The 12,578-nt window shown below is 40.6% G+C and carries 10 protein-coding genes; 6 read left to right on the top strand and 4 right to left on the bottom strand.

The genetic code is table 11. The features are described 5' to 3' along the window. The first annotated feature begins 253 nt into the window (after window positions 1-253). The 4 genes from tig to AAC851_RS06815 all read left to right on the top strand — a co-directional run bounded on the left by tig (window position 254) and on the right by AAC851_RS06815 (window position 4,612). A complete protein-coding gene (gene tig, locus AAC851_RS06830; RefSeq protein ID WP_004640930.1) occupies window positions 254-1,585 on the top strand; it encodes a trigger factor in 1,332 nt (443 codons plus the stop codon). A 206-nt stretch (window positions 1,586-1,791) separates the two neighbouring features. Next, window positions 1,792-2,397 carry an ATP-dependent Clp endopeptidase proteolytic subunit ClpP gene (clpP, locus tag AAC851_RS06825; protein WP_004640929.1) on the top strand — a complete coding sequence of 202 codons (606 nt, stop codon included), beginning with the start codon at window positions 1,792-1,794 and terminating at the stop codon, window positions 2,395-2,397. A 27-nt stretch (window positions 2,398-2,424) separates the two neighbouring features. Beyond that, entirely contained in the window at window positions 2,425-3,735 is a 1,311-nt protein-coding gene (gene clpX / locus AAC851_RS06820; RefSeq protein WP_004640927.1) for an ATP-dependent Clp protease ATP-binding subunit ClpX, read from the top strand. Window positions 3,736-3,895: 160 nt separating this feature from the next. Continuing rightward, window positions 3,896-4,612, top strand: a complete 717-nt coding sequence (locus AAC851_RS06815; protein WP_004640925.1) for a DUF2846 domain-containing protein — start codon at window positions 3,896-3,898, stop codon at window positions 4,610-4,612. A gap of 68 nt (window positions 4,613-4,680) precedes the next feature. Here AAC851_RS06815 and AAC851_RS06810 read toward each other — a convergent pair whose 3' ends face one another. From AAC851_RS06810 to AAC851_RS06800, 3 genes are all read right to left on the bottom strand, one after another. After that, the gene (locus AAC851_RS06810) at window positions 4,681-5,937 is read right to left on the bottom strand and encodes a carbohydrate porin (RefSeq protein WP_125503045.1); all 1,257 of its coding nucleotides are present in this window, start codon (window positions 5,935-5,937) and stop codon (window positions 4,681-4,683) included. 150 nt (window positions 5,938-6,087) lie between these two features. Further along, window positions 6,088-7,614: a fumarate hydratase gene (locus tag AAC851_RS06805; RefSeq protein WP_004640921.1), complete on the bottom strand. Its 1,527-nt coding sequence runs from the start codon at window positions 7,612-7,614 to the stop codon at window positions 6,088-6,090. A gap of 189 nt (window positions 7,615-7,803) precedes the next feature. After that, entirely contained in the window at window positions 7,804-8,664 is an 861-nt protein-coding gene (locus tag AAC851_RS06800) for a helix-turn-helix transcriptional regulator (RefSeq protein WP_004640920.1), read from the bottom strand. Window positions 8,665-8,843: 179 nt separating this feature from the next. Between AAC851_RS06800 and AAC851_RS06795 the strand changes: the two genes are divergently transcribed. Then, on the top strand, window positions 8,844-9,752 hold the full coding sequence (locus tag AAC851_RS06795) for a DMT family transporter (RefSeq protein ID WP_340600668.1): 909 nt from the start codon (window positions 8,844-8,846) through the stop codon (window positions 9,750-9,752). 30 nt (window positions 9,753-9,782) lie between these two features. Continuing rightward, a complete protein-coding gene (locus tag AAC851_RS06790) occupies window positions 9,783-10,388 on the top strand; it encodes a class I SAM-dependent methyltransferase (protein WP_340600667.1) in 606 nt (201 codons plus the stop codon). Window positions 10,389-10,421: 33 nt separating this feature from the next. On the opposite strand, the gene pta is transcribed toward AAC851_RS06790, so the two are convergent. Further along, window positions 10,422-12,557, bottom strand: coding sequence for a phosphate acetyltransferase (gene pta / locus AAC851_RS06785; protein WP_004640914.1), 2,136 nt, complete (start codon window positions 12,555-12,557; stop codon window positions 10,422-10,424). Between the last annotated feature and the right edge of the window lie 21 nt (window positions 12,558-12,578).

Below are 12,578 nucleotides of genomic sequence, written 5' to 3'. Positions count from 1 at the left end.
AAAAATATCCCTAAACAAAAATAAAAGTCACGAGAATGTGGGTGGTATATAGATGTATTAATGATAATGATAAAACTTATCATTAACAACAAAAAGAAACATTGTTTTAAGTTTGATTTAAGAATCTTAATAAATTAGGGTGGGTGGGCAGATAAAGTGACTTTTTCATCATCTAATTTTGTATATCTGAAAAGTTGTCATATAATGTGGCACTTTAAAAAATTGTTACTACTAACTAAATATCGAGGAAGCCATGCAAGTAACGACTGAAGCGGTTTCGGGCGTTGCCCGTCGTTTAAATGTTTCTGTACCGACGAGCCGTGTTAACGAGCAATTTGAAGCTCGCTTAAAACGCACTGCCAAAACTGTGAAGATCAACGGCTTCCGTCCAGGTAAGGTGCCTTTAAATGTTGTTCGCCGTGAATATGGTGCAAGCATTTATCAAGAAGTTGTAAATGACGTCATCCGTGACACTGTTTTCGAAGCAATTCAACAAGAGAAAATCAATGCTGTCGGTATGCCGAACATTGAGAAAGTGGAAAACAAAGATGATGCTTTAGTATATGAAGCAACTGTTGAAGTTTATCCAGAAGTAGAAGTGAAAGCTTTTGCTGACTTAGAAGTTGAACGTAAGTCATCAGAAATCAATGATAAAGACGTTGATGTCATGATTGAAAACTTGCAAAAGCAACGTGCTTCTTGGACTGAAACCAAAGGCATGGCGAAAAAAGACATGCAAGTGACTTTCGACTTTGAAGGTACAGTTGATGGTGAGAAGTTTGAAGGTGGTGCTGCTGAAGACTTTAAACTTGTTCTTGGTTCAGGTCGTATGATTCCAGGTTTTGAAGATGGCATCATCGGCATGAAAAAAGGCGAAGAGAAAGTGATTGATGTTACTTTCCCTGAAGACTATCAAGCTGAAAACTTGGCTGGTAAAGCAGCTCAATTCAAAATCACTGTAAAGCTTGTTGAAAAACAAAAGCTTCCAGAGATTGATGCTGAGTTCTTAAAAATCTTTGGTTTAACTGAAGAAGAAGGCTTAGACAAATTAAAAGCTGACGTTCGTAAGAATATGGAACGTGAAGTTCGCAATGGTCTTCGTAACCAAGTAAAACAAGCGGCATTTGATGCACTTGTTGCTGCAAACGAAATTGAAGTTCCAGCTTCTATGGTTGCTCAAGAAATTGACCGTCAACGTCAACAAATGATCCAACAATTCACTCAGCAGTTTGGTGCTCAAGGCGCAGGTGCATTTGACAGCAGCATGCTTCCTGATGAATTGTTCAAAGAACAAGCTGAGAAATCAGTTAAGCTAGGCGTATTGGTAAGCAAAGTATTGGCTGATGCTAAACTTGAAGTTGATCAAGCACGTGTTGATGCTTATATCGATGACATGGCTTCTTCTTATGAAGATCCAACAGAAGTTGTTGAATACTTCAAAAATGACAAACAACAACGCGCTCAAATTGAAGCTGTTGTGTTAGAAGATCAAGTGGTTGATCACATTTTAGCTGCTGCTAAAGTAACTGATGTTGCGATCAGTTATGAAGACTTATTGAAAGAACAACAAGCTCGCCGTGGCTAATTTTTAAAAAGTTCTGAAGAAAGGCGCGTAAGCGCCTTTTTTTATCTGTCTTTGTCTCTGTTATGAATGTGTTAATTTGTCGAAAAATTGCCAAAAATCAGCTGAAATAATCGAATAATTCAGAGTGAACCTTTTGCAATTTCATCGATTATCCCTCATATTGTTGGCATAGACCGAGTCACAATAATTTAGGAATAAATAAACGTATGTATGTTCCAACAATTGAAAATGCTTTAGTTCCTGTTGTCGTTGAGCAATCATCTCGTGGTGAACGTTCATTTGATATTTTTTCACGTTTATTGCGTGAGCGCGTTATTTTCTTAACGGGCGAAGTTGAAGATAACATGGCAAACCTAATCGTTGCACAAATGTTATTCTTAGAAGCAGAGAACCCTGAAAAAGATATTCACCTTTATATTAATTCACCAGGTGGCTCAGTCACTGCGGGTATGGCGATTTATGACACCATGCAGTTTATTAAACCTGATGTTGTGACTTATTGTATGGGACAAGCAGCATCTATGGGTGCATTCTTGTTAAATGCAGGTGCGAAAGGTAAACGTTACTGTCTTGAAAATGCACGCGTCATGATTCACCAACCATTAGGTGGCTTCCGTGGTCAAGCTTCTGACATCGAAATCCATGCACGTGAGATTTTATTTATCAAAGAGCGTTTGAATCGTTTGATGGCTGAGCATAGTGGGCAAGACTATGAAACAGTGGCTCGTGATACTGATCGTGATAACTTCATGACAGCGCAAGCGGCGAAAGAATATGGTTTAGTTGATCAAGTATTAAGTAAGCGTCCGTAATTTTAAAGATTTAGAATTGGAGTAAATATGTCCGAACATCCTCAAGGACAAAAACATTGTTCATTTTGCGGTAAAACGCAGTCTGAAGTCGGGAAACTGATTGCAGGTGAGGACGCATATATTTGTAATGAGTGTGTGGATGTCTGCATGGACTTGGTTCAAACGAGTCAACAAGTTGAGGCAGGTGATTGGGCGAGTAAACCTTTGCCTAAGCCGCATGAAATACGTGCTGCCTTGGATCAGTATGTTATTGGACAAGATATCGCTAAGAAAACCTTATCTGTTGCAGTGTACAACCACTACAAGCGTTTAAAAGCAGGGCAGTCAGGTCATACACATAAAGAGATTGAGATTGCGAAAAGTAATATTTTGCTAATTGGACCTACAGGTTCAGGTAAAACTTTACTTGCACAAACACTTGCACGTTTACTCGATGTTCCTTTTGCAATGGCTGATGCAACTACATTAACCGAAGCTGGTTATGTAGGGGAAGATGTTGAAAACATTGTACAAAAGCTTTTGCAAAAAGCTGACTATGATGTTGAGAAAGCGCAAAAAGGAATCATCTATATTGATGAGATTGATAAGATTACGCGTAAATCTGAAAATCCATCGATTACCCGTGATGTGTCTGGTGAAGGCGTACAGCAAGCGTTATTAAAAATGATTGAAGGTACTGTCGCATCAATTCCTCCACAAGGTGGCCGTAAGCATCCTCAGCAAGAATTCATTCAGATTGATACTGCAAATATTTTGTTTATTTGTGGTGGTGCGTTCTCTGGTTTAGAAAAAATTGTCCAGCAGCGTCAAGAAAAAGGTGGAATTGGTTTCACCGCTGATGTGAAAAACAAAGATGACAGTAAAAAAGTCTCTGAACTATTCCGTCAGGTGGAAGCAACAGATCTTGTGAAGTTTGGTTTGATTCCTGAATTCATTGGTCGTTTGCCTGTGATTGCAACATTAGAAGAACTGGATGAAGAGGCATTAATGCAGATTCTGACAGAACCGAAAAATGCATTAACTCGTCAATATCAGTATTTGTTTACGATGGAAGATGTAGATCTAGTCTTCGAAGAGTCAGCTTTACGTGCGGTGGCGAAGAAAGCATTAGAACGTAATACAGGGGCTCGCGGTCTGCGTTCTATCTTGGAAAATGTACTGCTTGAAACGATGTATGATTTACCGAGTCGTTCAGATGTGGGTACTGTGATTGTTGATGAAGCTGTGATCAATGGAACAGCGAAGCCGAAGTTTAAGGCTGAGCGCTTACCTCAAACGACCAGTGTAGAAACAGTTGAAAAGAAAGACTTAAAGGTGATCGACTCCAAGTCAGCATAATCCTGATCTTGTATCGTTTATCTAAAAAGCATGAAAGGCTTCGCTTTTCATGCTTTTTTTATTTGCAATTAGACGTTGAGGTGTTAATCTTAAAAATTGAAAAATCCGCATAGTATTGCGTAGTTAAAAATAAATCCAAGAAAACGCCTTGAGGGATGTCATGCGTTATTTAATATTATCATTGTGCTGTGCAGGGGTGTTGGCAGGCTGTCAAAGTCATAAGACAGTTGAAGAAAAACCAACAGCGCTGACTGCAACGCTACCACCTATTGATACTGAGAAAGAGCCTGGTTTATTTGATCAATACCATGTGGGTGGTTTCACAGTGGGTGGTTGGGTAAATCAAAAATTAGGTCAGCATTTCAGTCCGATTAAACCGCAAAATGAGCAGGCTGCTGTGGTCTACTTATATCGTCCTGATACGCGTTGGAATCGCCAAGAGATCGCCGCTGCAAATTTATTTATCAATGGGCATCGCATTCCAAGCTTATTGCATAATCACTATTATTGGCTTGAATTGCCTGCTGGCACTTATCGTTTAAGTGTGAGTCGTCCTTTGGTTGGATTGCATTTTCAAAAACCGAAGTACATCGATTTTAGCGTGGACGCAGGGCAGACCTATTTTATTAAGTACGACGAAGAGAACAAAGTTGAGCGTAGTGTGCGTTCAGGTCCATTTATGCCAACGCCTGATAAAGTTGCTCGTCAGGAAATCGCATTTACCCGTTTAAAATCGTCTAGTTATAATTTTGTGGCACAGGAAGAATCGGGGAAAGTACGTTCCAAACCACAAGAACTTAAACCTGAAAAATACGATGTTAAATCAGAAGTGCATCTCGTGAAGCCATTTAAATTATGGAATCCTTTGACGTGGTAATATGCCATGATGATCTATGTAGAAAGGCGCAATCTAGTTTTGCCTTTCTACATATAGTTAATTAAGGTTTAGAAATAGTAACCTAAGTTAATATTAAAACGTTGTTCAGTTTTAGAACTATCACCTGCAACACTTCCTCCGATGAAAGGTTGATTTTTTGCGTTCACAAAGTCGATATAGCTAAAGAAATTACCCGCAGAAACCGCAACACCTGTCGTGTTCATAAAGGTATCGCGACTATTGTCAGATTTATCGTAAATCATCCCGTAATCATTATAAAATTGTAGTTGCGAAATTGGCCCTAGAGAAACGGGTAATGTATAAGCAATATTTGCACTTAATGACTTGGCCTGAGCTGCAATAGAATCATAAAAACCGTAAGCACCTACAATCATACGATCTGCATTGTTGTTGACATTGTAGTCATATTGGCTGTGCTGTAATTGGAAGTTCCAGCGCTGATAATTACTATTGAGATGAACCGCCCATGCGTGGTAATTTCCGACACGGTTTTGGTTGTCATGTAATCCACCATAAAGGGCCGATGTACCTATTTCACTGATAACCCCACCGATGTCGAATTGATAACCTACGCGACCTGAAAGCGTATTGTATTCACCAATTTTTTGTGTGGGCTCAGCATAAATATCCTCACCTTTAGTTCGTACGCCAACTACATCGTATGAGTAGCGTTTACTACGATCATCAACATAACCATCAACACCGCCTAATTCATCATTTTTATAGAAGCCTAAATCCAGTCGCCAATTATCTTTCATTTGACGTGAAACTAAGATCCCAAGATCAAAGTCATCTTCTAGACCAATATAATAATTGGGGCTGAAATAATAGCTGTGAGAGTTGTAGGGCTGATTACCAAAGCGGACAGGGGTAATACCGGCTTTAACTTCCCAATTCGGTAGGAATTCATAACCCAACCACGCATATTTGACGGTCGTCATGTAGTCATAAAAACGCAGTTCTGCACCGAGCAGGATGTCGTCAACATTGCCATTAAATTTGAGTGCGATCATATCGAAATCAAAATCGCCATGACGGTCTTTATTGCCTTTTTCGTATGAGTTGATACCTAAATTGGCACGAACTGCTCCTCCGACTTCAACTTTACTTTTTTTAGCCTCAGTGTGGGTGGTCTCTATTTTCTCATCTGATGCTTTAGCTTGTTGTTGGTGTAGTTTGGTTTCGAGTGCAGCAAGTTGTTGTTTTAAATTATTGATCTGTTGCTGTAAGTCAGGTTCACTTTGAGCATAGCTGCTAGAACAAATAGCAAATGTGGATAGAAGTAAGAATCTTTGATAAAGCATAATATTGAGCGCCCTCCCTTGTTAATGTTTAAGCAGTGTAATAGAGGTTTCATCGTATTATCAAATTTCAAGCATTTAAAAAGGCATTGAGGATAACCTCAATGCCTTTAAAGTGAATATCACTTATATTTTGTTGATATACACGGAAGCTTAAGCTTGTGCAGCATCAACCACTGGAATTTTTCCAATTTTTGCTTGCCAGATTTTTGGAGCAGTTGCGTGGATAGATGTACCATTGACATCAACTGCAACGGACACAGGCATATCTTCAACCACAAACTTGTAGATTGCTTCCATACCTAGGTCAGCAAATGCAACGACTTCCGCTTCACGTACAGCTTTAGACACGAGGTAAGCAGCACCACCGACAGCCATCAAGTAAGTTGCTTTATTGTCTTTGATTGCTTCAACAGCCGCAGGACCACGATCCGCTTTACCAATCATGCCGAATAAGCCAGTTGCTTCTAAGACTTGACGCGTAAATTTATCCATACGTGTTGCAGTTGTTGGACCTGCAGGACCAACCACTTCATCACCTACTGGATCAACAGGACCGACGTAGTAAATAAATTTACCTTTTAAGTCGACTGGAAGTTCTTCACCATTATTTAACATGTCGACCATGCGCTTGTGTGCTGCATCACGACCTGTATAAATTGTACCGTTAAGAAGTAAGGTATCTCCTGGTTTCCAAGAGTCCATTTCTTCTTGTGTAATGGTATCAAGGTTTACACGTTTTGATTGAGAAGAATCCCAAGTCACAGCAGGGTAGTCTTCAAGTTTAGGCGCTTGAATGTGTGCAACACCTGTACCATCTAACTGGAAGTGTGCGTGACGAGTTGCAGCACAGTTTGGAATCATACCGACTGGCTTACCTGCAGCATGACATGGGTAATCTTTGATTTTAATATCAAGAACAGTCGTCAAACCACCAAGGCCTTGAGCACCAATACCCAACGCATTTACTTTTTCGAAGATCTCGATACGGAGTTCTTCCATCTTGTTTTGTGGACCGCGACGAAGTAATTCGTCCATGTTGATTTCTTCCATGAGTGCTTCTTTCGCAAGCATCATGGCTTTTTCAGCAGTACCACCGATACCAATACCGAGCATACCTGGTGGACACCAACCTGCACCCATCGTTGGAACGGTTTTAAGTACCCAATCCACGATCGAATCAGATGGGTTAAGCATCGCAAGTTTAGATTTATTTTCTGAACCGCCACCTTTTGCTGCAACGGTAATATCGACTTTATTCCCTGGTACGAGTTTATAGTGAATAACCGCAGGGGTATTGTCTTTGGTATTTTTACGACCAAAAGCTGGATCAGCAAGAACTGAAGCACGAAGTACGTTTGAATTCTCTAGGTAACCTTGGCGCACACCTTCGTTCACTGCATCATCTAAGCTCATGGTTAAATCAAATTTAACATCTAAGCCAACTTCAAGGAAAACGTTAACGATCCCTGTATCCTGACAGATTGGTCGGTGACCTTCAGCGCACATACGTGAGTTGATGAGGATCTGTGCAATAGCATCTTTTGCAGCTTTGTTTTCTTCACGATCATACGCACGGCTCATCGCTTGGATGAAGTCTTGCGGGTGATAGTAAGAAATAAACTGGAGGGCATCCTTGATTGATGTAATCAAGTCATCTTGTTTGATGATCGTTGTCATATCAAAATTCTCTTGAGCGGGCGATTAGCTGGCGGGCTAAATTATATGACAAAAAGCTTGGATTGTGGGAGTTTTAAACGACTTTTGGCTAAAGGCCTAAAGATTTGAATTTTTGACTTCTTTCTCAATGATCTAAACCTTATTGGGTTTTCTTTAATTCAAAAAAATATAAGAGACCTAACCATGAACTTACTTCATGCGCATTTGAGAGGGAGAGTAACCAAAATATTTTTTAAATCGATTACTAAAATGACTGCTAGAACTAAAACCATATTGCGCAGAAATTTCGGTTAAATTGAGATTGGTTTGCTGTAATGCTTGATGTGCTTGTTCTAAGCGACGTTGCATTACATATTGGTGGGGTGGCATTCGCATCGATTGCTTAAACATATGAGCAAAATGATACTCACTCAGTTGAGCTTGCTGTGCCAAGTCAGAGAGTGTCAAACTGAGATGGAGATTGTGATCAATCCACTGCAATAATTGTTTCAACACATACGGTGATAATCCCCCTTTAACTTCCGGTGCTTGCCATTGGGCGTGGCTATAATTTTTAATTAAATGGTTAAGTAGCAGTGTGGTTGCAGTGCTCATTTGTAAGTGATTTTCACGATTTTGCCATGCACCATTGAGTAAAAAATGTCGGTAAATCATGGCAATGTGTGGATCAGCAACAAAAGTCTGTGGATTTAAAATAATTTGGTTGGGTTCACGATCCCAAACTTGTTCTGCGACACGTTGTAAATGTTGTTGGGTGTAATAGAGATGGACAAAAGTGAGTGAGTCACGAAGATCCCATGTTGATTCAAAATCTTGGGGCATCAGACACATATGATCAGGGCCACCACCATTATGCCAACCTTGAGCAGTTTTTTGATAGCTTTGATATCCGCCTTGAATATACATACTCAGTGTATGGTGATTGCTGCAAACATTGACGCGATCTTGATTATTGTGCCACATCGCGAGTTGCATACCTGAACCCAGTTCTACTGAGTCAAGCAATTCGGCTTTATATTGTTGTAATTGATCTAGAATCTGATATTTCATCTTCTACTCAAAGGTTTGAATATGTGACTAGTGTAGCGATTTTTAATCGCGTTTGTCATTAGTACAGCGAGGGTAAATATAATCGCAATTTGATGATAATCATCGCAAGAACATGCAAGTTAAGATGATTTGAAACATCGCAAAATAGCGGTTATGTAAATATGATCGGGTTAAATGAGATGAATGCGCTGTTATATGCTTTGGTGGTGGTGATTTGGGGAACCACATGGATTGCGATTAGTTTGCAACAACAAAGTGGAATCTCAGCAAATGTCGCAGTGTTTTGGCGTTTCTTTATTTCAGCGATTGTTCTCTTTGTCTTTATTGCGCTCACCAAGAAATTACAGAAACTTGCATTAAAAGATCATCTATTTTGTGTATTACAGGGGCTATGTGTTTTTGGCTTAAATTTCGTCTGTTTTTATTATGCTGTGCAATATATTAGCAGTGGGTTGGAAGCGGTGATCTTTTCTATGGCCATGATTTTCAATGTAATCAATGCTAAATTCTTTTTTGATCAAGAGATTTCACCGCGCTTTTATCCAGCAGCTTTGATGGGACTTTTGGGTATGCTGGCCTTATTTTGGCATGATGTCTTTGGTACAACATTGAACTATCAGACATTGATTGGGATCGGATTGTGTGTATTGGGTACGTATGGCTTCTCACTGGGCAATATGATTAGTACTCGACATCAAAAACATGGATTAGAAATTTTTAGTACCAATGCTTACGGCATGTTATATGGTGCGATCTTGATGGCGTTGATTTCGGGGATTAAGCAAGACAATTTCTTTCCGAGTATGCAGTTCAGTGCGTTGAGTGCCTTATTGTATTTAGCGCTTTTTGGGTCAGTGATTGGATTTACTGCCTATTTCTATCTCATCGGACGGATTGGTGCAGCGAAGGCAGCTTATAGTACGTTATTATTTCCGTTGGTGGCTTTAGTTGTGGCGACAATTTGGGAAGGCTATCAATGGCAGCTCAACGCTGTGATCGGCGTGGTCTTGATTCTTGGTGGAAATGCTATTTTCTTTATCAAAATGCCACGAATCCAAACGATATTTACGTCTTCTAAGCAACTCTGAATGAGCTTGCCATATTTAAGGAAGAGAAAAATGCAGGCGCATTTGGCAAAGCAGATTATCGATATTTATAAGAAATATGGACGTTCATGGACTGAACGTCGAGGAACCTATTTGTATGAAAAGGTTTGGTTAGATCGTTTTTTATCTTTAATTCCTGTTCCATCCAAAATTCTAGATTTGGGCTGTGGCTCAGCCAAGCCAATTGCGGAATATTTGATTGAGCATGGTCATGATGTAACGGGGGTGGACGCTTCGGATGTCATGATTGAAATGGCTCAGCAAAATTTTCCTGAACAGCACTGGATACAGCAAGATTTTCGTAGTTTTCAATCAGATCAAAAGTTTCAAGGGATTTTAGCTTGGGACAGTTTTTTTCATTTGACGCATGATGATCAAAGAAAAATGTTTGGGTTATTTTCAGATCATGCTGTGGCGGGTGCTGCATTAATGTTTACCAGTGGACCTGCACATGGGGAGGCGATTGGTGAGATGTTTGGTGAGCCTTTGTACCATGCCAGTTTAGCTGCTGACGAATATCGACTTTTATTAGATCAACATGGATTTGAAGTGATAAAAATGATAGCAGAGGATGCTGAATGTGCAGGGCATACAGTGTGGTTGGCACAAAAACGCTAATCCCTATTTAACGGATTAGCGTTGAATGATCTGTTAACTTCTTTGCGCTGCCTGAATCGCCGTTAACGCAATGGTAAACACGATATCATCGACCAAAGCACCGCGAGACAAATCATTGACTGGTTTATTTAAACCTTGCAGCATTGGGCCGACACTGACCACATTGGCAGCACGTTGTACTGCTTTATAAGTGGTATTACCCGTATTTAAATCAGGGAATATGAATACATTGGCACGACCAGCCACTTGCGAATCAGGTGCCTTTTGGCGACCGACACTTTCTACTGAAGCCGCATCGTATTGTAAGGGTCCATCAATGAGGAGATCGGGACGACGCTGTTGGGCGATTTGAGTTGCTTCAGCGACCTTTTCAACATCCGCACCTGTGCCAGAAGTTCCTGTTGAATAGCTGATCATCGCAATACGAGGGTCGAGACCAAACGCTTTTGCAGAATCAGCAGATTGAATGGCAATCTCGGCCAATTGTTCTGCATTCGGATCTGGGTTAATTGCACAATCGCCATACACATAGACTTCATCTGGTAACAGCATAAAGAACACAGAAGAAACTAACGAATAATTAGGCGCAGTCTTAATCAACTGGAAGGCTGGGCGGACTGTGTTGGCTGTCGTATGAATCGCACCAGAAACTAAGCCGTCAACCTCATCTAAGGCTAACATCATCGTACCAAGAACAACGGTATCTTGAAGTTGTGCTTTGGCTTGTAAGGCATCTAATTTACCTTTGCGTAGCTCAACCATTGGATCGATGTAGCGGTCACGGATGGTGTCAGGATCAATGATTTTTAAATCGCTTGGTAATTGAATACCACGAGCTTTTGCAACTTCTGCAACAGATTCGGGTTTTGCCAATAAGATACATTGTGCGATACCTCGATTCTGACAAATCACAGCCGCTTGTACGGTGCGAGGTTCATCGCCTTCAGGTAGAACAATGCATTTTTTCGCAGAAATAGATTTTTGGACTAACTCATAACGGAATGCTGAAGGAGATAGGCGCGGGTGTAAATTGTTTTGGGTGTGTTGATCCAGCCATTGACTGTCAATATGGCTTGATACAAAGCGTGTAACTTGTTCCGCACGTTCAGTATCATCGATTGGAATTTCATTACCAAAACGACTGAGTTTCTTCAATGCTTCTAAGGTTGTGAGGGGGGTGTGTAAGACTGGTAAACCTTGTTTGATTGCACTTTGGCAAAACTCAAGCACATTTGCTGCGGGTGGGGACGGTTCTGTGAGAACTAATCCTGCCAATGGTGTTCCATTACTGCTGGCAAGACTGGCAGCAAGTAAAATATCAGCGCGCTGAGATGCACCAATAATCAGCTCACCTGGTACAAATTTGTGAAGTTCAGATTCAATATTAGATGCAATTAAACTGGTATGTAATATACGTCGATGTTTGGCTTCACCTTGATGTAACCATGTTCCATTAACAATCGGGGCAATATCTAAACTTCGCGGAACGCTCAAAATATTACTAAAAGGCACTAAGCCAATGATGGGTAGAGCCTCTGTTCCGATATGGCGGTTATAACGTTGCAACTCTACAGCATAATTGTCTATCTTTTCACCTAAGCGTAAACTTGGATCGAGTGTGACAGGGATTTGAGCCGTACTTTCGGGCAAACCTTTGGTTCGCATAAATAGAATGCCAGTCGTACGTGCTGAAGCAGCGCCACCAAATTGTCGAAGATGTGCATCTATTCGTTCGGCGGTTTTGCGAGGATCTGACAAGTCAGCGGTACTGACCAAGACCACTTGAGCATCTAAAGCTTGTGCTAAGGCAGCATTGATTTCACTCACAAAATGGTCTTGGCCATTTGGAACAAGCCCTTCAACAATGATCACATCATGATGCGCCGCGATTTGGCGGTGTAAAGCCACCGCTTCTTCAAGCAATTCATCTGTTTCACCGAGCGCAATCAATTGTGTTAATCGATCATAGGTCATCGGTTCTACAGCATGATGCTGAAATAGATGATGGTATAAGGTTGTGGTGCGATCAACAGTTGCTTCAGCAATTTGAGAGAAGGGTTTTAAAAATCCTGCATTAATGCCTTTACAGTCTAGTGCATAGATCATGCCTAGACAGGCTGAGGTTAAACCTACACCTTCACCAGTTGGAATAAGTAAAATTGTATTCATAATGACCTTAAAATTCGATTT

It is taken from the genome of Acinetobacter sp. HZNU-JH01 (genome assembly GCF_037996845.1).
GTDB lineage: Bacteria > Pseudomonadota > Gammaproteobacteria > Pseudomonadales > Moraxellaceae > Acinetobacter > Acinetobacter haemolyticus.
This window is presented reverse-complemented; position numbering and strand designations above follow the sequence as displayed.